Annotated in this window: 22 protein-coding genes; 17 read left to right on the top strand and 5 right to left on the bottom strand. The window is 74.3% G+C overall.

Annotated elements, in window-relative coordinates; all coding sequences use genetic code 11:
- The first annotated feature begins 8 nt into the window (after nt 1-8).
- The 3 genes from QNO07_RS08765 to QNO07_RS08755 all read left to right on the top strand — a co-directional run bounded on the left by QNO07_RS08765 (nt 9) and on the right by QNO07_RS08755 (nt 3064).
- On the top strand, nt 9-1397 hold the full coding sequence (locus QNO07_RS08765; RefSeq protein WP_283991113.1) for an aldehyde dehydrogenase family protein: 1389 nt from the start codon (nt 9-11) through the stop codon (nt 1395-1397).
- Nucleotides 1398-1438: 41 nt separating this feature from the next.
- The gene (locus QNO07_RS08760; RefSeq protein ID WP_283991112.1) at nt 1439-2221 is read left to right on the top strand and encodes a 3-oxoacyl-ACP reductase; all 783 of its coding nucleotides are present in this window, start codon (nt 1439-1441) and stop codon (nt 2219-2221) included.
- A 132-nt stretch (nt 2222-2353) separates the two neighbouring features.
- Nucleotides 2354-3064 (top strand): DUF4142 domain-containing protein, encoded by a 711-nt coding sequence (locus tag QNO07_RS08755; protein ID WP_283991111.1) that lies wholly within the window; start codon nt 2354-2356, stop codon nt 3062-3064.
- A gap of 165 nt (nt 3065-3229) precedes the next feature.
- Here QNO07_RS08755 and QNO07_RS08750 read toward each other — a convergent pair whose 3' ends face one another.
- Nucleotides 3230-4444, bottom strand: coding sequence for an amino acid deaminase/aldolase (locus QNO07_RS08750; protein WP_283991110.1), 1215 nt, complete (start codon nt 4442-4444; stop codon nt 3230-3232).
- A 187-nt stretch (nt 4445-4631) separates the two neighbouring features.
- Between QNO07_RS08750 and QNO07_RS08745 the strand changes: the two genes are divergently transcribed.
- Both QNO07_RS08745 and mycP read left to right on the top strand, forming a co-directional pair.
- Nucleotides 4632-5549 carry a hypothetical protein gene (locus tag QNO07_RS08745; protein WP_349636817.1) on the top strand — a complete coding sequence of 306 codons (918 nt, stop codon included), beginning with the start codon at nt 4632-4634 and terminating at the stop codon, nt 5547-5549.
- Nucleotides 5546-6721, top strand: coding sequence for a type VII secretion-associated serine protease mycosin (gene mycP / locus QNO07_RS08740; RefSeq protein ID WP_283991109.1), 1176 nt, complete (start codon nt 5546-5548; stop codon nt 6719-6721). Before QNO07_RS08745 ends, mycP begins: the two co-directional genes overlap by 4 nt.
- Here mycP and QNO07_RS08735 read toward each other — a convergent pair.
- The gene (locus tag QNO07_RS08735) at nt 6666-7382 is read right to left on the bottom strand and encodes a serine hydrolase (RefSeq protein WP_283991108.1); all 717 of its coding nucleotides are present in this window, start codon (nt 7380-7382) and stop codon (nt 6666-6668) included. The genes mycP and QNO07_RS08735 overlap by 56 nt on opposite strands.
- Nucleotides 7383-7405: 23 nt before the next feature.
- Between QNO07_RS08735 and QNO07_RS08730 the strand changes: the two genes are divergently transcribed.
- Nucleotides 7406-8143 (top strand): SseB family protein, encoded by a 738-nt coding sequence (locus QNO07_RS08730; RefSeq protein WP_283991107.1) that lies wholly within the window; start codon nt 7406-7408, stop codon nt 8141-8143.
- Between the two features lie 48 nt (nt 8144-8191).
- Here the strand turns inward: QNO07_RS08730 and QNO07_RS08725 are convergent, their stop codons facing one another.
- Complete coding sequence (locus tag QNO07_RS08725) at nt 8192-8566, bottom strand: DUF1844 domain-containing protein (RefSeq protein WP_283991106.1); 375 nt, start codon at nt 8564-8566, stop codon at nt 8192-8194.
- Between the two features lie 375 nt (nt 8567-8941).
- Between QNO07_RS08725 and infC the strand changes: the two genes are divergently transcribed.
- The 9 genes from infC (at nt 8942) to QNO07_RS08680 (ending at nt 18684) form a co-directional block, all read left to right on the top strand.
- A complete protein-coding gene (gene infC, locus QNO07_RS08720) occupies nt 8942-9625 on the top strand; it encodes a translation initiation factor IF-3 (protein WP_283991203.1) in 684 nt (227 codons plus the stop codon).
- 123 nt (nt 9626-9748) lie between these two features.
- Nucleotides 9749-9943 (top strand): 50S ribosomal protein L35, encoded by a 195-nt coding sequence (gene rpmI, locus QNO07_RS08715; RefSeq protein WP_283991105.1) that lies wholly within the window; start codon nt 9749-9751, stop codon nt 9941-9943.
- A gap of 110 nt (nt 9944-10053) precedes the next feature.
- Complete coding sequence (gene rplT, locus QNO07_RS08710) at nt 10054-10437, top strand: 50S ribosomal protein L20 (RefSeq protein WP_283991104.1); 384 nt, start codon at nt 10054-10056, stop codon at nt 10435-10437.
- Between the two features lie 111 nt (nt 10438-10548).
- Nucleotides 10549-11448, top strand: coding sequence for a TrmH family RNA methyltransferase (locus tag QNO07_RS08705; RefSeq protein ID WP_283991103.1), 900 nt, complete (start codon nt 10549-10551; stop codon nt 11446-11448).
- 83 nt (nt 11449-11531) lie between these two features.
- A complete protein-coding gene (locus tag QNO07_RS08700) occupies nt 11532-12113 on the top strand; it encodes a snapalysin family zinc-dependent metalloprotease (protein WP_283991102.1) in 582 nt (193 codons plus the stop codon).
- A 226-nt stretch (nt 12114-12339) separates the two neighbouring features.
- Entirely contained in the window at nt 12340-13449 is a 1110-nt protein-coding gene (locus tag QNO07_RS08695; RefSeq protein ID WP_502961800.1) for a sensor histidine kinase, read from the top strand.
- Between the two features lie 139 nt (nt 13450-13588).
- Nucleotides 13589-14728, top strand: coding sequence for a phenylalanine--tRNA ligase subunit alpha (gene pheS / locus QNO07_RS08690; protein WP_283991101.1), 1140 nt, complete (start codon nt 13589-13591; stop codon nt 14726-14728).
- A complete protein-coding gene (pheT, locus tag QNO07_RS08685) occupies nt 14728-17265 on the top strand; it encodes a phenylalanine--tRNA ligase subunit beta (protein WP_283991100.1) in 2538 nt (845 codons plus the stop codon). Before pheS ends, pheT begins: the two co-directional genes overlap by 1 nt.
- A 228-nt stretch (nt 17266-17493) precedes the next feature.
- Nucleotides 17494-18684 carry a PP2C family protein-serine/threonine phosphatase gene (locus tag QNO07_RS08680; RefSeq protein ID WP_283991098.1) on the top strand — a complete coding sequence of 397 codons (1191 nt, stop codon included), beginning with the start codon at nt 17494-17496 and terminating at the stop codon, nt 18682-18684.
- Here QNO07_RS08680 and QNO07_RS08675 read toward each other — a convergent pair.
- The gene (locus tag QNO07_RS08675; RefSeq protein WP_283991097.1) at nt 18669-19529 is read right to left on the bottom strand and encodes a 3-hydroxybutyryl-CoA dehydrogenase; all 861 of its coding nucleotides are present in this window, start codon (nt 19527-19529) and stop codon (nt 18669-18671) included. The two genes, QNO07_RS08680 and QNO07_RS08675, sit on opposite strands and share 16 nt — an antisense overlap.
- 229 nt (nt 19530-19758) lie before the next feature.
- On the opposite strand from QNO07_RS08675, the gene QNO07_RS08670 reads away from it, so the two are divergent.
- Nucleotides 19759-21009, top strand: a complete 1251-nt coding sequence (locus QNO07_RS08670) for a glycoside hydrolase family 10-like protein (protein WP_283991096.1) — start codon at nt 19759-19761, stop codon at nt 21007-21009.
- A gap of 43 nt (nt 21010-21052) precedes the next feature.
- On the opposite strand, the gene QNO07_RS08665 is transcribed toward QNO07_RS08670, so the two are convergent.
- Entirely contained in the window at nt 21053-21997 is a 945-nt protein-coding gene (locus QNO07_RS08665; protein WP_283991095.1) for a DMT family transporter, read from the bottom strand.
- Between QNO07_RS08665 and QNO07_RS08660 the strand changes: the two genes are divergently transcribed.
- On the top strand, nt 21996-23459 hold the full coding sequence (locus QNO07_RS08660; protein ID WP_283991094.1) for an aminotransferase-like domain-containing protein: 1464 nt from the start codon (nt 21996-21998) through the stop codon (nt 23457-23459). The two genes, QNO07_RS08665 and QNO07_RS08660, sit on opposite strands and share 2 nt — an antisense overlap.
- Nucleotides 23460-23509: the final 50 nt, after the last annotated feature.

Here is a 23509-nt window from a genome sequence, read left to right as displayed (position 1 = left end):
CGCACCCCTTGCGTACTCAGCCCACCCCCGCACACCCCGCCCCCACCGAGCACCGGGTGCTCAACCCGGCCACGGAGGAGCTGCTGGCCACCGTGCCGGCGAGCACCCCGCAGGACGTGGACGCCGCCGTACGGCGGGCCGCCGCCGCCCAGCCCGCCTGGGCGGCGCTCCCTCCCGGTGACCGGGCCCGACTGCTGCGGCGCTTCGCCACCGTCGTCGACGAGCACCTGGAGGAACTGGCCCGACTGGAGGTCCGCGAGGCCGGACATCCGGTCTCCGCCGCCCGCTGGGAGGCCGGCAACGTCCGCGACCTCCTCGACTACGCGGCCGGCGGTGTGGAACGCCTCACCGGCCACCAGATCCCGGTCGCCGGCGGTGTCAACATCACCTTCCAGGAACCCCTGGGCACGGTCGCGGTGATCGCGCCCTGGAACTTCCCCATGCCGATCGCGGCCTGGGGCAGCGCACCGGCCCTGGCGGCCGGCAACGCGGTGCTGCTCAAGCCGGCCGAGACCACCCCGCTGACCGCGCTGCGGCTGGCCGAACTGGCGCTCGCCGCCGGACTGCCCGAAGGCCTCTTCCAGGTGCTGCCCGGGGCCGGGTCCGTCGCGGGAGCGGCACTGGTGGACCACCCCGGCGTCGCCAAGGTCGTCTTCACCGGTTCCACCGCCGTCGGCAAGTCGATCATGGCGGCCTGCGCGGAGCAGGTGAAGCGGGTGACGCTGGAGCTGGGCGGCAAGAGCCCCAACATCGTCTTCGCGGACGCCGACCTGGCACAGGCCGCGGCCGCGGCGCCCGGCTCGTTCCTCGACAACGCCGGCCAGGACTGCTGCGCCCGCAGCCGCATCCTGGTGCAGGCCGACGTGTACGACGACTTCATGGCCCGACTGGAACCGGCCGTGCACGCCTTCACCTGCGGCGACCCCACCGAGGCCGGCACCTCCATGGGCCCGCTCATCTCGGCGGCCCAGCGCGAACGGGTCCGCTCCTACGTCACCGAGGACGCCCCGGCGGCCATCCGGGGCACCGCGCCGCAGGGCAAGGGCTTCTGGTATCCGGCCACCGTCCTGGAACGCGACCCGCAGGACCGGGCCGCGGTCGAGGAGGTGTTCGGTCCGGTGGCCGTGGTCGTGCCGTTCCGCGACGAGGAGGACGCAGTGCGCCTCGCCAACGCCACGCCCTACGGCCTGTCCGGCTCGATCTGGACCCGGGACGTCTCCCGCGCGCTGCGTATGTCCCGGGCCGTGGCCGCCGGCAACCTGTCCGTCAACTCGCACGCCAGCGTGCGCTACTGGACCCCCTTCGGCGGGTTCAAGCAGTCCGGGCTGGGCCGCGAGCTCGGACCGGACGCGCTGGCCGCCTTCACCGAGACCAAGAACGTCTTCCTCAGCGCCTGAGCGTCCGCCTTAGCACGTCGAAGGACCCGAAAGGAATCTCCATGACCGAAGCAGCAGTGTGCCGCAGGCTGGTGGGCCGGGTCGCGGTGGTCACCGGCGCCGGCAGCGGCATCGGCCTGGCCGCGGCCCGCCGGCTCGCCGCCGAGGGCGCGCACGTGGTGTGCGCCGACGTGGACCCCGTGGGCGGCAAGGCGGCCGCAGAGCAGACCGGGGGGCTGTTCGTGCCCGTCGACGTCACCGACTCCGACCAGGTCGAGGCGCTGTTCAAGACCGCCCACGACACCTACGGCTCGGTGGACATCGCCTTCAACAACGCGGGCATCTCCCCGCCTGACGACGACTCGATCCTCACCACCGGACTGGACGCCTGGCAGCGGGTGCAGCAGGTCAACCTGACGTCCGTCTTCCTGTGCTGCAAGCACGCCCTGCCCTACATGCGGCAGCAGGGCAGGGGGTCCATCATCAACACCGCCTCGTTCGTGGCGGTGATGGGCGCGGCCACCTCGCAGATCGCCTACACCGCCTCCAAGGGCGGCGTGCTGGCGATGTCCCGGGAGCTCGGCGTGCAGTTCGCCAGGGAGGGTATCCGGGTCAACGCGCTGTGCCCGGGGCCGGTCAACACCCCGCTGCTGAAGGAGCTCTTCGCCAAGGACCCCGAGCGCGCCCAGCGGCGCCTGGTGCACGTGCCGGTGGGCCGGTTCGCCGAACCGGAGGAGATCGCCGCGGCGGTCGCCTTCCTCGCCAGCGACGACGCCTCGTTCGTCAACGCTGCCGAGTTCCTGGTGGACGGCGGCATCGCCGGCGCCTACGTCACGCCGCAGTAGCCGACTCACGCTACCGCACATGCCGATAAGTTGAGTATTCCTTTGCCTTTCCGGCGCAACTTTCCCGGCATGCCCCGCACACCGTGCAGTGTGCGGGGCATGCCGGGGGGCCGGTGTGATGAAGGAGGACCCATGCGACTGAGGCGACGACTGGCTACACGTACCGTGCCGCCACGCTTCACCGCAGTGACCGTCGCCGCCGCGATCCTCATCGCGGTCGCCACGATCCTGCTGACCCTCCAGGGCAGCAACAGCCAGGCGGACGTCGGCGCGCTGCCCGCCGCGGACTCCGGCAGCAACCAGTACGACGGCACCCGCCCGCAGGGCGCGGCCGACGCTTCCGGCAACGTCTCCGCAGCCGGACCGCTGACCCAGCTCGACAAGGACCTGCTCGTCGCCGTGCGCCGGGCCGGCCTGTGGGAGCTGCCGGCCGGCAGACTCGCGCAGACCAACGCCTCCAGCGAGGCCGTGAAGCGGGCCGGACTGCACCTCATGGACGGGCACTCCAAGCTGGACCAGATGGTCCGTGAGGACGCGAAGATCCTCGGCGTGGAGATCCCCAACGAGGCCACCGAGGAGCAGCAGGGCTGGGTCGAGGAGATGCGCAACGCCAAGGGCGCCGAGTTCGACCGCATCTTCACCAACCTGCTGCGGGCGGCTCACGGCAAGGTCTTCGCCACCATCGCGCAGGCCCGCGGCGCCACCCAGAACGACCTGATCCGCCGTCACGCCCGCGAGGCCAACCAGACGGTCCTGGACCACCTGGAGGTCCTGGAGGACACCGGCCTGGTCACGCCCGAGACCTTCGCCGACGTGGAGAAGACGGTCGTTCCCCCGAAGTGACCCGGCGGCCAGCCGCCTGACGCAGTACCGTCCGACCCTTCCGGTCCGGTCTCCCGCACCACGCGGGGGCCGGACCCACCGGCACCACCGCCGAGCCGGCCGGATCCCCCGCAGGGGGAGCCGGCCGCACCGCGCGGGGTGCTCCGAGCAGCCCCCGAGGTCCGCTCAGAGGAAGGTGCGGCCCTCACCCCGGTACGTCGGCACCGTCGTGGTGATCCGTTCGCCGTCCACCAGGTGGAACTCCGCGAACCGTTCGGCCAGTTCGCCGGCCTTGGCGTGCCGGAACCACACCTTGTCGCCCAGCAGCAGGTCGTCCGCCGCGGCTCCCAGCAGCGGCGTCTGCACCTCGCCCGCGCCCTCCTGCGGGTCGTAGGCAAGACCCTCCGGCAGGTACGGAGTGGGCAGCCGGTCCTTGCCGGCCGCCCCCGACGCGGGATACCCGCCACCCAGCACCGTCACCGCGCCCACTCCGGGGCGCCGGACCACCGGCTGCGCGAACAGCGCCGCCGGACGACCCGAGAAGGACGTGTAGTTGTCGAACAGCCGCGGCATCAGCAGGCCCGACCCGGCCGCGATCTCCGTCACGCAGTCCTCGGCCGCCGTGTGCTGCACACTGCCGGTGCCGCCGCCGTTGACGAACTCCAGGTCCGGCTGGACGGCCCGGACGGCACGCACCGCCGCCGCCCGGCGCACCGCAAGCTCACGCCGCGCGGCGCGCTGCATCAGCCGCACGCCGCGTGAACGCAGCGGACTGCCCGCCACCGCGTCCCCCACACCGGCGACATGACCCTCGTACGCCATCAGGCCCACCAGCCTGAACCCGGGCCTGCGCGCCACCGACCGGGCCAGCTCCGCCAGTTGCTCGGGCGAGTGCAGCGGCGAGCGCCGCGCGCCCACCCGCACCCGGCCGCCCAGCAGCCGCAGCGAGGTGTCCAGTTCGAGGCAGACGCGGATCTCCTCCGTGCCGCCGTCCCGCGCCGCGTCGATCAGCGCCAGCTGCGCCGGGTCGTCGACCATCACGGTGACCGCCTCGGCCAGCTTGGGGTCACCCGCCAGCTCCGCGAAACCGGCCCGGTCGGCCGACGGGTAGGCCAGCAGCACGTCGGGAACACCGGACCGCGCCAGCCACAGCGACTCCGCCAGCGTGAAGCCCATCACGCCGGCGAACCCCTCCATGGCCAGGGCCCGTTCCAGCAGTGCGCGGCAGCGCACCGACTTGCTGGCGACCCGGACCGGCTTGCCGGCCGCCCGGCGGACCAGGTCGGCGGCGTTCGCGTCGAACGCCGCCAGGTCCACCACGGCCAGTGGCGCGTCCAGGTGAGCGGTGGCCCGGTCGTAGCGGGCCCGGTCTGCTGCGGGATGAGCGTCTGGAAGGAGCACCTTGGCAGCTTGCCAGAGCGCGGGCCGCGGGCACAGCCCCCGCAACCGCGGGTTGCCGCACCCGAGTGCACGCACCGTAGAGTGACGCACACACCGTGACCGCCCGGACGAACGCACGCCGCCCGGGAACGATCCGGCCTGCCCCCGCATCACGTCCGGGCGGCCGTCTGAGCATGAGGGGGTGCCGGTGAGCACAGAGGCGGACCCGTCACGAGCGTCGTTCCCGCCGCCTCTGGCACCGCGGTACTACGACGCGCCGCCCCCGCCCAGGACGGCCCCCGACACCTGGCACCGGCACCGCAGTCCGCTCCCGCCCGCCGAACCGCCCCTGCCACCGCGCCCGGACCGCCGCGGACGGCTGCGCACGGTGGCCGCCGCGGTCTGCCTCGTCCTGGGCATCGGGCTCACCGGGGGAGCGGCGGCGGGAAGCTGGCTCACCGACGGCACCAGCAGCCGGCCGGCCGCCGAGCAGGCCTTCGACTCCACCCGCGACCTGTGGCGGCAGGTGCCCGTGGACGAGCTGTTCCCGCCCTCGCTGCGCGGGGACGGCGCCGGGCCGGGCGGTGCCGACCGGCGCTGGGTGCGCGTCGCCGTCGCCCCCGACAGCGGCTGCGCCCGCGCCTTCGACGAACTGCTCACCAAGGCGCTGTCGCCGGTCGGCTGCCGCCGCCTGGTGCGGGCCACCTACGTCGACGAGACCACCACCAGTGTCACCACCGTCGGCCTGCTCTTCACCCGCGCCGACGCGGCCGGCATGCACGAGCTGCGCGACCGGTTCGCCGGGGAGAACCTGAGCCAGCGCACCGACCTGATGCCCCGTCCGTTCGCCGCGCGCGGCACCGACGCCGCCGAGTTCGGCGACGCCCAGCGGGCCAGCTGGACCATCCGGGTCCGCAGCGACGCGCCCGTGGTGGTCTACGCGGTGACCGGCTTCGCCGACGGACGCACCGTCAGCGATCCGCAGCCCGCCGCCGACGCCACCGCCGAGGGCGAGACCACCGCACCGGCCCAGGCCGGCCTCGGCCACGACGCCCAGGGCATCGCCGACCGCGTGGAACAGGCGATCCGGCCCCCCGCCGCCGACCGCAAGGAGAACGCGCTGTGACCGCAGCCCGCCGCGCCGCCGTACTGCTCACCGCCGTCACCCTGCTGCTGCCGCCCACCACCGCCCACGCCGACACCATCCGCGACCGCCAGTGGTCGCTGGAGGCCGTCGGGGCGGAGGACGCCTGGCGCACCACCAAGGGCGCCGGCGTCACCGTCGCCGTGCTCGACACCGGCGTCGACGACGCCCATCAGGACCTGCGCGGCGCGGTGCTGCCCGGCAAGGACGTCGTGGGCTTCGGCGCCGGACGCGGCGACCGCGCCTGGGCCCGCCACGGCACCGCCATGGCCGGCATCATCGCCGGGCGCGGCCACGGCGACAACGGCGCGGACGGGGTGATGGGCATCGCCCCCGAGGCCACGATCCTCCCGGTGCGCGTCCTGCTGGAGGACGGCGACCCGCAGCGCAAGCAGGCCCGCAGCGCCCGCAGCGGCGCACTCGCCGAGGGCATCCGCTGGGCCGCCGACCAGGGAGCGGACGTCATCAACCTGTCCCTGGGCGACGACAGCGCCTCCGCCCACCCCGACCCCCGCGAGGACGCCGCCGTACGCTACGCGCTGCGCAAGGGCGCCGTCGTCGTCGCCTCCGCGGGCAACGGCGGGGAGGACGGCGACCGCGCGTCCTACCCGGCCGCCTACCCCGGGGTGATCGCGGTGACGGCCGTCGACCGCTACGGCGCCCGCGCCTCCTTCTCCACCCGCCGCTGGTACGCCACGCTGAGCGCCCCGGGCAAGGACGTGGTGATAGCGGACCCGGACGGCACCTACTACTCCGGCTGGGGCACCAGTGCCGCCGCCGCCATGGTGTCGGGAGTCGCGGCGCTGGTCCGCGCCTCCTACCCCGACCTGAGCCCCGCGCAGGTGAAGTCGCTGCTCGCGGACACCGCCAGCAGCACCCCGCCCGGCGGGCGCAGCGACGCCCTGGGCACCGGCATCGTCGACGCCGCCGCCGCGGTGGAGGTGGCCGCCAACGTCAAGCCCGCCGCCACCCGCCCCGTCGCGGAACCCTTCGGCGCCCAGCACTTCGGGGCGGGACCGGCAGGGGACGGCCCCGAGGTGACCGGCTGGCTGCCGCTGGCCGCCGGCTCGCTGGGGCTGCTGCTCATCGCCGGGGCGATCACGCTCTTCCGCCGGAACGGTCCGGGCCGGGGCGGCCCGCTCCGGGCTCCCTGAGCCGCCGCACCACCGCGCGGGCGGCGTCCTCCACCGCGGCCACGCCGACCGCCATCGACGGCTGGCCGTCGGACAGCACCGCGACCAGCACCTCCGGGCCGTCCCGGCGGATCCGGCCCACACTGTTGACACACCACAGGCCGGTCGCACTACGCGGCACCCAGCCGTTCTTCACCTCTGCGGGCGCCGACGAGGCGGCCGTCACCCCCCAGCGCTGCTCCGGCGCGACCGTGCCCAGCAGCGCGCCCAGCCACCGCCGCGACTGCCGGCCCAGCGGCGAGGGCTCGGCGAACACCGCCCGCAGCAGCGCCAGCTGGTCGTCCGCGGTGGTTCGGGTCAGCCCCCACCAGCCGCCCGGCGCGGCGGCGGTCTCCACCAGACCCAGCCGCCGGTGAGCGGCGTCCACGCCGCGGCGCCCGCCCAACTGCGCCCACAGCGCGCTCGCCGCGTCGTTGTCGCTGACCCGCAGCATCGCCCCGACCGCGGCCCGCTCGTCCGGGGTGAGCCGCCGCCGGTCGTCCTGTGCGGCGAGCAGCAGGGCCGCCGCGATGCCGACCTTGACGGTGCTGGCGGTGATGAACCGCCCCGGCGCACCCCAGCGCGCCACCGGTCCGCCGGCGAGATCGCATGCGGCTGCCGAGAGCCGCCCCACACTGTGCACGCGGCGGAGGCTACCCTCGTCGGGTGGCGCTCAAGAACATTCCCGACCCCGGATTCGCGACGGACGACGGCTCGGCCGACCCGGCGCTCGCCGCCGCCCTCGCGGCCTGGTCGCAGGACGCGGCGGCGGAGCCGGAGCTGCTGGCGGTCCTGGCCCGCTCCCGCCTGCTGGTGCCCGTGGTCGCGGTGCTCGGCGAGGCCGAGACCGGCCCGGACGGGCTGCGCCGGGACAAGACCAGCGACATGGCGGTGCCCACCCTCACCGCTCCCGACGGCCGGCGTGCGCTGCCCGTCTTCACCAGCACCGACACCCTGGCCCGCTGGCGGCCCGACGCCCGCCCGGTCGCGGTGCCGCTGCACCAGGCGCTGCGCGCGGCGGCGCAGGAGGGGGCGACCACGGTCGTGCTCGACCTGGCCGGCCCGGTGACGTACCAGCTGACGGGCCCCGCGCTGCACGCCCTGGCCGCCGGGCGCACCGAGGTGGGCCCCGCGGTGGACGACCCGGAGGTCGCGGGGGCGGTGCGGGAGGTGCTGGCAGCTGAGCCGCAGGTGCTCGCCGCCCGGCTTGACGCGGGCGGGGCCACCGACGGCACCCTCGCGCTCCAGCTCGCCCCCGGTGCCGAGCCCCGAGAGGTCGCGGGCCGGGTCGCCGGGGCCCTGTCCTCGGCCACCGTGCTGCGGGAGCGGCTGGTGCGCGGACTGGACCTGGCCCTGCTGCCGCCGGGCGGCGAACTGCCCGGCGAACCGTTCTACCGCCGGTGAGACCGGGCCTGCCGACAGCCAGGCAGCCCGGCCGCCCGTTCCGGCCTGTCAGCCGTAGACCGGACCGGTGAACTTCTCGCCCGGCCCCTGACCCGGCTCGTCCGGCACCACCGACGCCTCCCGGAACGCCAACTGGAGGGACTTCAACCCGTCGCGCAGCGGCGCCGCGTGGTAGTTCCCCACCTCGGTGGCGGCGGCGGTCACCAGGCCCGCCAGCGCGTGGATCAGCTTCCGCGCCTCGTCCAGGTCCTTGTGCTGCTCGCCCTCCTCGGCGAGCCCGAGGTTCACCGCGGCCGAGCTCATCAGGTGCACGGCGACCGTCGTGATCACCTCGACCGCCGGCACGTCGGCGATGTCGCGGGTCATGGAGTCGAAGTCGGGGCCGCCGTCGGGCGCGGGCTGCGGGGGCGTGGCGTCGGTCATGGTTCTCAGCTGCCTGTTCGTGAGGTCCGCCCGGCGGTCCGGGCGGGTGACGGGACGCGGCCCACCCTACGGGCGCCCTCGTGGCCGCCGGGGAGCGCCCGCGAGGTGAGGGGCGCCGCCCGTAGGGTGGTCCGCCCGACACGCCCGACTGCTGTACGATGGAGGTCGACCGGTCGGACATTCGCATGTCCGACCCACAAGTGGAGGCTCCGTTTCTCCCACCTGACCGGCTCATGGCCGGCAGGTCATCGGTCAGGTTGCGCCCCGCGGTGATCGCGGCGGTGCTCCCGGTCAGTGATGGAGCCCCGCCTGTGTCCCGGTCGGGGCGTTCTTGCTTTTTGTGCGCCTCCTCGGGCGGTCATACCGAACACAGACATTGACGCGGCTGTCCGCCAGGCAACCGCGTGGTGCAACCGAGGAGGCCCCATCAGCGCCGAGCCCCGCATCAACGACCGGATCCGTGTCCCCGAGGTGCGACTCGTCGGTCCCAGCGGCGAACAGGTCGGCATCGTGCCGCTTGCCAAGGCCCTGGAGCTCGCGCAGGAGTACGACCTCGACCTCGTCGAGGTCGCTGCGACCGCACGCCCGCCGGTGTGCAAGCTCATGGACTACGGAAAGTTCAAGTACGAGTCGGCCATGAAGGCCCGTGAGGCGCGTAAGAACCAGGCGCACACGGTCATCAAGGAGATGAAGCTCCGGCCGAAGATCGACCCGCACGACTACGACACCAAAAAGGGTCACGTCGTCCGGTTCCTCAAGCAGGGTGACAAGGTCAAGATCACGATCATGTTCCGTGGTCGCGAGCAGTCCCGCCCCGAGCTGGGCTTCCGGCTGCTGCAGCGACTCGCGGAGGACGTCCAGGACCTGGGCTTCATCGAGTCCAACCCGAAGCAGGACGGCCGGAACATGATCATGGTTCTCGGTCCGCACAAGAAGAAGACCGAGGCGATGGCCGAGGCCCGCGAGGCCCAGGCCGCTCGCAAGGCCGGCCGCCAGCCGGGCACCGCACCGGTGGACGAGTCCGCCGAGGAGCCCGCTGAGGAGCCCGCCGAGGCGTGAGCCTCGTTCCGGAGCGGTGACGCCCCGGACGCCAACCGATACACACGACGCCTCCGCCTGCCGGTCCAGGACGCCACCGGACCGGACCGGGCGGGGACGCCACAACGAGGAGAGAACGGCGACATGCCGAAGAACAAGACGCACAGTGGTGCGAGCAAGCGCTTCAAGATCACCGGCTCCGGCAAGGTGATGCGCCAGCGCGCCGGCCGCCGCCACCTTCTCGAGCACAAGTCGTCGACCCTGACGCGTCGCCTCGCGGGCAAGGTCCAGATGGCCCCGGCCGACGCCAAGAAGATCAAGAAGCTTCTCGGCAAGTGAGTCGACGTCCCCGCCCCCGCACCACGGGCCAGGGGACGCCACACCACCGGGACCCCATCGATTTCCGGGCCGGGTTGCTGAACCCCGGCCCCGCTACAAGGAGTTAACACGTGGCACGCGTCAAGCGGGCGGTAAACGCCCACAAGAAGCGCCGGGCGATCCTCGAGCAGGCCAAGGGCTACCGCGGCCAGCGCTCGCGCCTGTACCGCAAGGCGAAGGAGCAGGTCACCCACTCGTTCGTCTACAACTACAACGACCGCAAGAAGCGCAAGGGCGACTTCCGTCAGCTGTGGATCCAGCGTGTCAACGCCGCTGCCCGCGCCAACGGCATGACCTACAACCGCTTCATCCAGGGCCTGAAGGCCGCTGAGGTCGAGGTGGACCGCAAGATCCTGGCCGAGCTCGCGGTCAACGACCCGAACGCGTTCGCCGCGCTCGTCGAGGTCGCCCAGAAGGCGCTGCCGAGCGACGTCAACGCTCCCAAGGCCGCCTGAGCAGCAGACGTGTGACCGGACCCGCAGGCAGCTGCCTGCGGGTCCGTCGCGTCAGCACACCCACGCGCCCCCGCACCGACCGGACACGACCAGAAGCGAGTACGCCGCGCCATGGGCTCTGCCGAGCTGATCTCTCCGCACAACCCGCGGGTCGCCGCCGCCAAGCGGCTGGCCCGCCGCAACGGCCGGAGCAGGGAGCGCCGCTTCCTCGCTGAGGGCCCGCAGGCGGTACGGGAGGCGGTGGCGCACCGCACGGTCGTGGACGGCGCGCCGCGCACCACGCTCGTCGAGCTGTTCGCGACGGGGGACGCCGCCGAGCGCCACGCGGAGATCCTGCACGCCGCCGCCGGGGCCGGCGCCCGGGTGCACCTGGCGTCCGACGCCACCATGGCGGAGATCTCCCAGACGGTCACCCCGCAGGGCCTCATCGGCGTCTGCCACTTCCTCGACTCGCCGCTGTCGCGCATCCTCGACGCGGGGCCGCGCCTGGTCGCCGTACTCGCGCACGTCCGCGACCCCGGCAACGCGGGCACCGTGCTGCGCTGCGCGGACGCGGCGGGTGCCGACGCGGTGGTGCTCACCGACGCCTCGGTCGACCTGTACAACCCCAAGTCGGTGCGGGCGTCGGTCGGGTCGTTGTTCCACCTGCCGGTCGCCGTGGGGGTTCCGGTCGCGCTCGCGGCCGAGGGCCTGCGGGCGCGGGGCCTTCGGGTGCTGGCGGCGGACGGGGCGGGGGAACGGGACCTCGACGCCGAGCTGGACGCGGGGGCCATGACCGGGCCGACCGCCTGGATCTTCGGCAACGAGGCATGGGGGCTGCCGGAGGAGACCCGGGCGCTCGCCGACGAGGTGGTGCGTGTGCCGATCCACGGCCGGGCCGAGAGCCTCAACCTGGCCACCGCCGCCGCCGTCTGCCTCTACGCCTCAGCCCGAGCCCAGCGCGCCCCCGGCGGGTGCCGCGCGGCGGCGCCCGCCGGGGGCGGAGAGGCCGTCACCGGTCGCGCGGATTGACGGATTGGCGTCCGGGCCGGGTGGGAAGGGAGTCATCGGCGTGTCATGAACACGCCTTTCACCCCCCATCAGGAGGACGCCCCATGTACGTCCGCTTGCTCCTTCGCTGCTTCGCCGTAGTGCTGGCGACGGCATTCGCCCTGGTCGGCGGCCAGGCCGTCGCCGCCCCCTCGGCGACCGCCGACCGCGCCCCCGCCGCCCGGATCGTCACCTACGACGCGAGCGCCTCCGCGGAGTTCCGCGCCGCGGTCGACCGCGGCGCGGCCATCTGGAACGAGAGCGTCGCCAGCGTCGTGCTGCGGCCGGTCGCGGCCGGTCAGCGCGCCAACATCCGGGTCGTCGCCGACAACGGCTGGCCCCGGGCACAGACCACCTCGCTCGGCAACGGAACCGTCTGGATGGGCCGGCAGGCGGTCAACGAGGGCTACGACACGATCCGCATCGCCGCGCACGAGTTCGGCCACATCCTGGGCCTGCCCGACGTCAAGCCCGGCCCCTGCTCCAGCCTGATGTCCGGCTCCAGTGCCGGCGTCACCTGCCGGAACCCGTACCCGAACGCTGCGGAGCGGGCCAGGGTCGAGCGCAACTTCGGCGGCTCCGTGCTGGCGGGCAGCCCCACCGCCCGCTCGGCGTCGGCAGCGCACCCCGCGGCGGCCCTCAGCTGATCACGGGGACCCACCACACCCGGGAGGCCCCGCGCGGGGCCTCCCGGGCACCCGTGGCGGCACGTCCCGTCGCGGTGCCCGCATCCGGGTCCCCTTCGGCGCACCGCCGGAGGGCCGGACCCTAGTAGGGTGTGCTGACCCGAAGGGCCCGCCACAGCGGGCCGTCGGGCAGGGGTGTGGGGTGAGCAGAGTGGGCGCGCGAGCGTCCGGCGGGGAGGGAACGTCCGTGTCCGGCGAGAACGCCCACCGGCCCTCCGAAGCCGTGCCACCGGCCCTCGCCGGGCCGGTCCTGGACCCCGACGACCTCCCCGACGGACTGGTGGTCGCCGACGAGCGCGGCGTGGTCGTCACCTTCAACGCCGCCGCCGCCCGCATCACCGGACTGCCGCAGCAGGACGCGCTGGGCCGCGCCGTCGACCTGGTCCTGCCCCTGGAGGACCTGGAGGGCCGCCGCTGGTGGCGCCTCACCGACCCCTACGGAGGCCTCGCCATCCGGCGCGGCCAGCCCGAACGCAACCTGCTGCTGCCCGGTGGCCGTGAGGTGCTGGTCTCCGCCCGCTACGTGCGGACCGCCCCCAAGGGCCCGGTACGGCGGCTGGTGGTGGCGCTGCGCGGCACCGAGGCCCGCCGCCGCACCGAGCGCGGCCACGCCGAACTCATCGCCACCGTGGCCCACGAGCTGCGCTCCCCGCTCACCTCGGTGAAGGGCTTCACCGCGACGCTGCTCGCCAAGTGGGAACGCTTCACCGACGACCAGAAGCGGCTCATGCTGGAGACCGTGGACGCCGACGCCAACCGCGTCACCCGCCTGATCGCCGAACTGCTGGACATCTCCCGTATCGACTCCGGGCGGTTGGAACTGCGCAAGCAGCCGGTCGACATGTCGACCGCGGTCCGCCGCCACATCGAGGCCCACCTCGCCGCCGGCGAGCCCGCGGTGCGCTTCGTCACCCGCATCGCCCCCGACCTGCCCGCGCTGTGGGCCGACCCCGACAAGGTCGACCAGGTGCTCGGCAACCTGCTGGAAAACGCGGTGCGCCACGGCGAGGGAACTGTCACCATCGAGGTGTCGGCCGCGACGCCGACCCCCACGCACCCGGAAGGGACGACCGTCACCGTGAGCGACGAGGGCCCGGGCATCCCCGAGGAGTCGATGAGCCGCGTCTTCACCCGCTTCTGGCGGGGCAGCAAGCGCGGCGGGACGGGTCTTGGCCTGTACATCGTCAAGGGCATCGTCGAGGTGCACGGCGGCACCATCACGGTCGGGCGGTCCGCCGCGGGCGGCGCCCAGTTCCGATTCACCCTGCCCGTGGGCACCCCGGCGATCCTCTCCTGAGCCAGCCGGAATCCCCGCCCACGGGCTTCTCCGCGTCCATGTCCGCGCGCGCCTCCCCGTAGACTCGTCCTTTGGCACCTTTACGCCACACGTCGTGGGGCACGGCGCGCAGCCCAGCCAACCGGAAGTACGGGAAGAGATGTCCGCACCCAACAAGTCGTACGACCCTGTCGAGGTCGAGGCACTGAAACCGGAAGCGATCGACCGGGCACGGGACGAGGCGCTCGCCGCGATCTCGGCCGCGGCCGACCTCGACGCCCTGCGCGAGGTGAAGGCGGCGCACGCAGGCGACCGCTCGGCCCTGGCGCTGGCCAACCGCGAGATCGGCGCCCTGCCGCCGCACGCCAAGGCCGACGCGGGCAAGCGCGTCGGCATGGCGCGCGGCGCGGTCAACAAGGCGCTCGCCGCCCGGCAGGAGGTGCTGGAGGCGGAGCGCGACGAGCGGGTGCTCGTCGAGGAGGCGGTGGACGTCACCCTGCCGTACGACCGGACCCCGGCGGGCGCCCGCCACCCGCTGACCACGCTCATGGAGCGGGTGGAGGACATCTTCACCGCCATGGGGTACGAGGTCGCCGAGGGCCCCGAGGTCGAGGCCGAGTGGTTCAACTTCGACGCCCTCAACATCGCGCCGGACCACCCGGCCCGCACCATGCAGGACACCTTCTTCGTACGCGGTCCCGAGGCGGACGGCGAGCAGGAGGACGCCGACGGCTCCGGCATCGTGCTGCGCACCCACACCTCCCCGGTGCAGATCCGCTCGCTGCTCGACCGCGAGCCGCCGGTCTACGTCATCTGCCCCGGCAAGGTGTTCCGCACCGACGAGCTGGACGCCACCCACACCCCGGTCTTCCACCAGGTGGAACTGCTCGCGGTGGACGAGGGCCTCACCATGGCCGACCTGAAGGGCACGCTCGACCACATGGTCACGGCGCTGTTCGGCGAGGGACTCGGCACCCGGCTGCGGCCTTCGTACTTCCCCTTCACCGAGCCGTCCGCCGAGATGGACATGGTCTGCTTCGCCTGCCGCGGCGCGTCCGTCGGCGACCCCGACCGCCCGTGCCGCACCTGCTCCAGCGAGGGCTGGATCGAGCTGGGCGGCTGCGGCATGGTCAACCCGCGGGTGCTCACCGCCTGCGGCGTCGACCCGCAGAAGTACAGCGGATTCGCCTTCGGGTTCGGCATCGAGCGGATGCTGATGTTCCGCCACAACGTCGAGGACATGCGAGACATGGTCGAGGGTGACGTGCGTTTCACCCGGCCGTTCGGGATGGAGATCTGATGCGCGCCCCGCTTTCCTGGCTGCGGGAGTACGTCGAACTGCCGGCCGGCGAGACCGGCCGCGACCTCGCGGCGAAACTCATCGCGTCCGGGCTGGAGGTCGAGACCGTCGACCAGCTCGGCACCGGCCTCAAGGGCCCCCTGGTGGTCGGTCAGGTCCTCGCCGTCGAGGAGCTGACCGAGTTCAAGAAGCCGATCCGGTACTGCCAGGTCGACGTGGGCGACGCCAACGGCACCGGCGAACCGCAGAACATCGTCTGCGGCGCCAGTAACTTCGCCGTCGGCGACAAGGTCGTGGTCGTGCTGCCCGGCGCCGTGCTGCCGGGCGACTTCAAGATCGCCGCCCGCAAGACCTACGGCAGGGTGTCCGAGGGCATGATCTGCTCGGCCTCCGAGCTGGGCGTCAGCGACGAGCACGACGGCATCATCGTGCTGCCGCCGGAGCACGAGGTGGGCACCGACGCGATCAAGCTGCTGGAACTCGTCGACGAGGTCCTCGACATCGCCGTCACCCCCGACCGCGGCTACTGCCTGTCGATGCGCGGCGTCGCCCGGGAGGCGGCCACCGCCTACGGCGTGCCGCTGCGTGACCCGGCCCTGCTCGACGTGCCCGCGCCCAACAGCCACGGGCCCGCCGTCGAGGTCGCCGACCCGGTCGGCTGCGACCGCTTCACCGCCCGTGCCGTCACCGGGGTCCGCCCCGAGACGCGCTCCCCGCTGTGGCTGGAACGCCGGCTGCAGAAGGCCGGCATGCGGCCCATCTCGCTCGCCGTGGACATCACCAACTACGTGATGCTCGAACTCGGCCAGCCGCTGCACGCCTACGACCGGTCCCGGGTGAACGGGCCGATCGGCGTGCGCCGTGCCGAGCCGGGCGAGCGCATCACCACCCTGGACGGGACGCAGCGCAGCCTGCACCCGGAGGACCTGGTCATCACCGACAACTCCGGGCCGATCGGCCTGGCCGGTGTGATGGGCGGGGCGGACACCGAGATCGCCGACGCGAGTGCCGACCCGGCGACCGGCGAGGTCTCGGGCACCCGGGAGATCGTGATCGAGGCCGCGCACTTCGACCCGGTCGCCATCGCCCGTACCGCCCGCCGCCACCGGATCAGCTCCGAGGCGTCCCGGCGGTTCGAGCGCGGGGTCGACCCGCAGGCCGCGTCCGCCGCGGCCCAGCGCACCGTGGACCTGCTCGTGCTGCTGGCCGGCGGCACCGCCGAGGCCGGTGTCACCGAGTTCGCCACGCCCAGCGGCCCGCACACCGTGCGGATGGCGGCCGACCACCCGGACAAGGTGGCGGGCGTGTCCTACGGGCGGGAGACCGTCGTACGGCGCCTGCAGGAGGTCGGCTGCGACGTCTACGGCTCGGACGAGCTGACGGTCACCGCCCCCAGCTGGCGGCCCGACCTCACCGACCCCAACGACCTGGCCGAGGAGGTCATGCGCCTGGAGGGCTACGAGGCGCTGCCCGCCACGCTGCCCAGGCCGCCGGCCGGACGCGGCCTCACCGACCGCCAGCGGCTGCACCGCAGGGTCGGCCGCTCGCTGGCCGCCGCCGGATACGTCGAGACGCTGAACTACCCGTTCCTCGCGGAGAGCGCACTGGACCGGCTGCAGCTGGCCGCGGACGACCCCGCCCGGCGGACGCTGCGACTGGCCAATCCGCTCTCCGAGGAAGAGCCGGTGATGCGCACCACGCTGCTGCCAGGCCTGCTGTCGGCGCTGCGCCGCAACGAGGGCCGCGGCAGCCAGGGCAGCACGGGCGCGCTGGCGCTGTTCGAGACGGGCCTGGTGTTCCGGCCCCGGCCGGACGCCGCCCGCCCGCAGCGCCTGTCCGTGGACGCCCGTCCCGGTGACGAGCAGCTCGCCGCACTGGACGCGGCGCTGCCCGACCAGCCGCGGTATGTGGCGGCGGTCCTCGCCGGGGTGCGCGAGCCCGCCGGCTGGTGGGGTCAGGGCCACACCGCCCAGTGGGCGGACGCCGTCGAGGCGGCCCGCACGGTGGCCCGCGAGGCGGGCACCGACCTGGCGATCAGCCAGGGCGCGCACCCCAGCTGGCACCCGGGGCGCTGCGCGGAGCTCGCCGTCGAGGTGAACGGCGAGCGGCACGTCGTCGGCCACGCGGGGGAGCTGCACCCGCGTGTCATCAAGGCGTTCTCGCTGCCCGCCCGCACCTGCGCCGTGGAACTGGACCTCGACCTGGTCGAGCGGGCCGGCGACGGTCCGCTCGCGGCGCCGCGGGTGTCCACCTTCCCGGTGGCCACCCAGGACGTGGCACTGGTCGTGGACAGCGCGGTGCCCGCCGCCGAGGTCGAGGCGGCGCTGCGCGAGGGCGCGGGTGAACTGCTGGAGTCGGTACGGCTGTTCGACGTCTTCACCGGCGAGCAGCTGGGCGGGGGCCGGCGGTCGCTGGCGTACGCGCTGCGCTTCCGCGCGGCCGACCGCACCCTGACGGCCGAGGACGCCTCGGCCGCCCGGGAGGCCGCGGTGGCCGCCGCGGTGAGGCGTACCGGAGCCGAGCTGCGCGGCGCGTGACCCGCCGCCGCGGGCCCCGTCCCGCGGGCGTACCCATGTGAGGGGCGCCTGGTGCCACCCGGATCTCGGGGGCACCAGGCGCCCCTCACTCGTTCGGGTGAGGTTGGGAGTGAGTCATCCGGCAATGCGCCCCCGCTGGCCAGAATGCAGACGGCCGTAGCGGTCGGTGACGCCCCCTCGGGCCGTAGCCGATCCTTCCCGGACGGCCGCCAGAGGGGAGCTGCCGGCATGTTCCGGAACAGGGCGCGACGGGCGCTGCCGTACTCGCTGCCTGCCGGCTGGGTGCTGGCGGTGCTGCTGTACGAGCGCCTGCACGGTGAGGACGGCCTGGAGTTGGTGCAACTGCTGGCCGCGGGGCCGGCCATCGCCTGCGCCGCCACCGGGCGCCGGCTGTGCGTGGTGCTCGGCGGGGTGCTGTGCGCCGCACTGCTGTTCGCGCCCGTCGGCCCCGCCGGAACCGGCTACGACGTGCAGACGCGTACGGCCACCTGCGCCACCGTCGCAGCCGTGGTCGCGGCCAGCTACCTGACCGCCGGACGCAGACTGCGCCTCCAGCGCGAACTGGAACGCATCCGGGAGATCGCGACCGCCGTGCAGCACGCGCTGCTCCAGCCGCCGCCGGAACGCATCGGCGCGCTGAGGTTGTCCGCCGCCTACGTCTCGGCCACCCGGGGCGCCGCCCTCGGCGGCGACCTCTACGAGGCCGTGAGCACGCGGTTCGGCGTCCGCGCGGTGATAGGCGACGTCCGCGGCCACGGCCTGCCCGCGGTGGGGGCGGTCGCCGCCCTGCTGGGTTCCTTCCGGGAGGCCGCCCACGAGGAGCCCGACCTGGCCGGGGTGCTGACCCGCATGGAACGCACCGCGGACCGCCGCAGGGCGGCCGCCGAGGGCGGTGGGCGGGCCGGAGGGCAGAACGACGGGCAGGCAGGCGGGCAGGGCGAGGGGGAGGACTTCGTCACCCTGCTGCTGGTCGAGATCCGGGCCGACGGCACGGCGTCGCTGCTGAACTGCGGCCACCCCTGGCCGTACCTGCTGAGCCGGGGCGGCGGCGGCTTCGGCGTGGAGCAGGTCAGCACGGCCGCTCCGCTGCCCCCGATGGGCGTGCTGCCCCTGCCGCGGCACCTGCCGCAGCTGCGGCTGCGCCTCAACCCGGGGGACACCCTGTTCCTCCACACCGACGGCGCGGAGGACGCCCGCAGCCGGGACGGCCGTCCCTTCCCGCTGCGGGCCGCGCTGGACGCCGCAGCCCGCAGGCCCGCCGACGCCGTCGCACTGGTGCGCGGCTCGCTCCAGGACCACACGCGGGGCCGGTTCACCGACGACGTGGCGCTGCTGGGCATGCGCTACCTGCCGGCGGACGGCCCGCCTCCCGCCGTGGCGGCGGCGGGGGCGGGTCGCGGGAATCAGCCGTACGGGTAGAAGCCCGCGTCGGTCTTCCGGCCCAGCCGGCCCGCGTCGACCATGCGCTGCAGCAGCGGCGGCGCGGCGTACAGCGGCTCCTTGAACTCCTCGTACATCGAGTCGGCCACCGAGGCGACGGTGTCCAGGCCGATCAGGTCGGCGAGCTTGAGCGGACCCATCGGGTGCGCGCAGCCCATCTCCATGCCGTTGTCGATGTCCTCACGGCTCGCGGTGCCCGCCTCGTACATCCGGATCGCGGAGAGCAGGTACGGGATGAGCAGTGCGTTGACGACGAAGCCCGAGCGGTCCTGCGCCCGGATGGCGTGCTTGCCGAGCGCCTTGGACACCACGGCCTCGGCCCGTGCGACGGTCTCCTCCGATGTGGTGAGCGCGGGGATCAGCTCGACCAGTTGCTGCACGGGCGCGGGGTTGAAGAAGTGGATGCCGATGACCTGGTCGGGGCGGGAGGTCGCCACCGCCAGCTTCACCAGCGGGATGGAGGAGGTGTTCGAGGCCAGGATCGCGTCCGGCCGGCTGACCACCTGGTCGAGCACCTGGAAGATCTCCGTCTTGACCTGCTCGTTCTCCACCACTGCCTCGATGACCAGGTCGCGGTCGGCGAACTCGCCCAGGTCGGTGGTGAAGCTGAGCCGGTCCAGGGCCTCGTCCCGCTCGGCCTCGGTGATCTTGCCGCGCTCGGCGGCCTTGCCGAGGGAGTTCACCAGCCGGGTACGGCCGAGTTCCAGGGCCTCGCCGGTGGTCTCGGCGACCTTGACCTCCAGACCGGCCCGCGCGCACACCTCGGCGATGCCGGCGCCCATCTGGCCGCAGCCCACCACTCCCACGCGTTCGATGTCGGTCACATCGTGCCTTTCGCTGATCGTCCGGTCAGCGTGCGGTCACGGGGTGCCGGCCGCCACGCCTCGCCGACCGACGTTACCCGGGTCGGCCGCCCGGGTGATGCCCGGGTGCCGAACCCGGGCGGCCGGGCCCGGTACCCGTGTCTGTCCGCCGCGCGGCGGGCGGCGGCGGGCATGCTGTGGCCTGCGTCACCTTCGCAGTGGACCACAGCCTGAGGAAACAGGGGGCACGATGGCACGGATCACCCGCCGGATGTTCACCGCAGCGGCGGCCGGAGCGCTCTCCGGGCCGCTGGCGGTCGGCTCCGCCCTCGCCGACCCGCCGCCCCGCGAGGGCCACGCGCCACCCCCGGCCGGGGGCGGCGGGAGTACGGCGATGCGCGGCATGTGGGTGGCCTCGGTGGCCAACATCGACTGGCCCGCCCGGCCGGGCCTGGACAAGGCGGAGCAGCAGGCACAGCTGCTGGCGCACCTCGACACCGCGGTGCGCTGCCGTCTGAACACCGTCATCCTTCAGGTGCGACCCACCGCCGACGCGTTCTGGCCGTCGCCCCACGAGCCGTGGTCGGAGTGGCTGACGGGCCGGCAGGGCCGCCACCCGGGCTGGGACCCGCTGGGCTTCGCCGTCCGCGAGGCGCACGCCCGGGGCCTGGAGCTGCACGCCTGGTTCAACCCGTACCGCGTCGCCCAGCACACCGACCGCAGCAAGCTCGTTGACGGGCACCCCGCACGGCGGCACCCGGACTGGGTGGTTGCCTACGGCGGCAAGCTCTACTACAACCCCGGCCTGCCCGCGGTGCGGCGCTTCGTGCAGGACGCCATGCTCGACGCGGTGGAGCGCTACGACGTGGACGCGGTCCACTGGGACGACTACTTCTACCCCTACCCCGTGGCGGGCGCCCAGTTCGACGACAGCGAGGCCTTCCGCACCTACGGCGGCGGGTTCTCCTCACGGGCGGCCTGGCGCCGCCACAACATCGACCTGCTGGTGAAGGAGACCTCGCAGCGCCTGCGCCGGGACCACGCCGGGGTCCGGTTCGGGGTGAGCCCGTTCGCAGTGTGGCGCAACCGTTCCACCGACCCGCTGGGTTCGGACACCCGGGGAGGCGTGCAGACCTACGACGACCTCTACGCCGACACCCGCAAGTGGGTGAAGCAGGGGTGGGTCGACCACATCGTGCCGCAGGTCTACTGGCATCTGGGCTTCGCGCCCGCGGACTACGCGGAACTGGTCGCCTGGTGGAGCGAGGTGGTGCGGGGCACCGGCGTCGACCTGTACGTGGGGGAGGCCCTGTACAAGGTCGCCGCCGCGGGCCAGCCCGAGCCGTGGCACGACCCGGCCGAGCTCTCCCGGCACCTCCACCACTGCCGCCGCCACCCGGAGGTGAAGGGCAACGTGTTCTTCTCGGCGAAGGGCGTCAGCGCCGACCCGATCGGCGCGATGAGCCAGGTGGTGCGGGACCACTACCGCACCCGCGGATGAACCCCACCCGGTGGGAGGCAGCCTGCCTCCCACCGGGTGGGGTTCATCCCGACCGGCCGGAGCGCTGGGTGACGGCGATGCAGGCGAGCACGGCCACGGCGGCGACCGGCGCGAGCGGGCTGAGCGTCTCGCCGACCAGCAGCACCGCCCACACCAGCGTCAGCAGCGGCTGCGCCAGCTGGAGCTGGCTGGCCCGGCCGACGCCGATCAGCCCCATGCCGCGGTACCAGACGATCAGGCCCAGCCACTGCGAGCCGACCACCAGCCACGCCAGCCCGGCCACCGCCCGTCCGGTCGGCGCCACCGGCTCCGCGGCCAGGGCGGCCACCGTCAGCACCGCGGCGACCGGCAGGCACAGCACCAGCGCCCAGCCGATGACCTGCCAGCCCGGCAGCTCCCGGGCCAGTCGGCCGCCCTCGCCGTAGCCGGCGGCGCACACCAGGAGCGCACCGAACAGCAACAGGTCCCCGGCGGTGAGGCCGCCCCCGCTCTCCCGGACGGCGAAGCCGACGACGACCGCCGCTCCGACTCCGGCCGCCGCCCAGAAGGTGCGCGAGTGCCGGACCCGGTGCCGCCACGCCCCGTATGCGGCTGTCGTCAGCGGCAGCAGCCCGACCACCACGGCCGCGTGCGCGGTGCTGGACGTGCGAAGCGCCATCGTGGTCAGCAGGGGGAAGCCCACCACGACGCCGCCCGCCACCACCAGCAGAGGGACGCGGTGGCGGCGCTCGGGCAGCCGGGCGCCCGCGGCGAGCAGCCAGCCGAGCGCCAGCAGTCCGGCCAGCAGCATGCGCAGCCCGGTCACCGACCAGGCGCCGAAGCCCTCCAGGGCCCAGGCCGTGCCGGGAAAGGTGAGGGAGAACGCGGTCACGCCGAGCACCGCCAGGACGGTGCCCCGGAGAACCGGCGGCACGGGCGGCTCGGTGTGCGGGGAGGCGGAGGGGACCGCTATCGGTCCACGAGCAGTAGCGCTATCTTTGACCTTCATGAAAGACAGTAGCAGTGTCGCGGAACTGGCGAAAACCCTGCGCGATGAGCTGGACCGCTACCCGGCCGGTGGCCGACTGCCGTCGAGCCGCGCCCTGGTCGAGCGGTTCCGCGTCAGCCCGGTCACCGTCTCCCGGGCCCTGGCCGCGCTGGTGGCCGAGGGGCGGGTGGTCACCCGGCCGGGAGCCGGCGCCTTCCGTGCCGCCGAACCCGCCGCGTTCGGCAAGTCGCCCGGCGACACCTCCTGGCAGGAGGTGGGCCTCAGCGCCGAGGCGGCACCCGACCAGGTGCCGCGCACCGTGGACGCCTCCGGCCTGCTCGCCACCCTCACCCCGGGACCGGCCGGCGCGATCCCGCTCAACGGCGGCTACCTGCCGGAGGAGTTGCGGCCCGAACGCGCGCTGGCCGCCGCCCTCGCCCGGGCCGGCCGCCGGCCCGGCGTCTGGGACCTGCCGCCCCTGGACGGCGTCACCGACCTGCGGGCCTGGTTCGCGCGCGAGATCGGCGGACCGGGCGGCACAGTCGGCGCCGGCCAGGTCCTGGTCACCGCCGGCGGCCAGAGCGCCATCACCACCGCGCTGCGCGCCCTGGCGCCGCCCGGCGCGCCGGTACTCGTGGAGTCGCCCACCTACCCCGGCATGCTGGCCGTCGCCCGCGCCTCGGGGCTGCGACCGGTCCCGGTGCCCATCGACGCCGACGGGGTGCGGCCCGACCTGCTCGCGGACGCGTTCCGGCGGACCGGCGCCCGGGTGTTCGTCAGCCAGCCGCTGTTCCAGAACCCCACCGGAGCCGTGCTGTCGGCCGCACGCCGACCCGAGGTGCTCGCGGTCGCCCGGGCGGCCGGGGCGTTCGTCGTCGAGGACGACTACGCCCGCTGGATGGCCCACGAGGACGCCGCGCCGCTCCCTCCAGCACTGGCCGCGGACGACCCCGACGGCGTGGTGGTGCACCTGCGGTCCCTGACCAAGATCACCTCGCCGAGCATGCGCGTCGGCGCGCTCGCGGCACGCGGGCCCGTCATGGAACGCCTGCGCGCGATCCAGGTGGTCGACAGCTTCTTCGTGCCCCGCCCGCTCCAGGAGGCCGCGCTGGAACTCGTGGGCGCCCCGGCCTGGCCGCGCCACCTGAGGGCGGTGGCCGCCGGACTGCGGTCCCGCCGCACCACCGCCGTCGCCGCCCTGCGCACGGAACTGCCCGCGCTCGCCCCCGCCCACGTGCCGCACGGCGGTTTCCACCTGTGGCTGCGGCTTCCGGGCGGCACCGACGAGTCGGCGCTCGCCGCGGCCGCCGCCCTCGCCGGGGTGGCCGTCACCGTCGGCCGGCCCTACTTCGCCGCCGAGCCGCCGGGCCCGTTCCTGCGGCTCAGCATCGCCTCGGCCGCGAGCGAGGCCGACCTGGTGGCGGGCGTGAGGCGACTGGCCGCCGCCTGCACCGCCACCGGAGTGCCGACCGGCACGACGTGACGGGTCGCCGACCACGCGCCCAGGCCGGTCGTGCCGGGCGCGCGACGGCC

This window comes from Streptomyces sp. 549 (genome assembly GCF_030124175.1).
In the GTDB taxonomy this organism is placed as follows: Bacteria; Actinomycetota; Actinomycetes; order Streptomycetales; family Streptomycetaceae; genus Streptomyces.
This window is presented reverse-complemented; position numbering and strand designations above follow the sequence as displayed.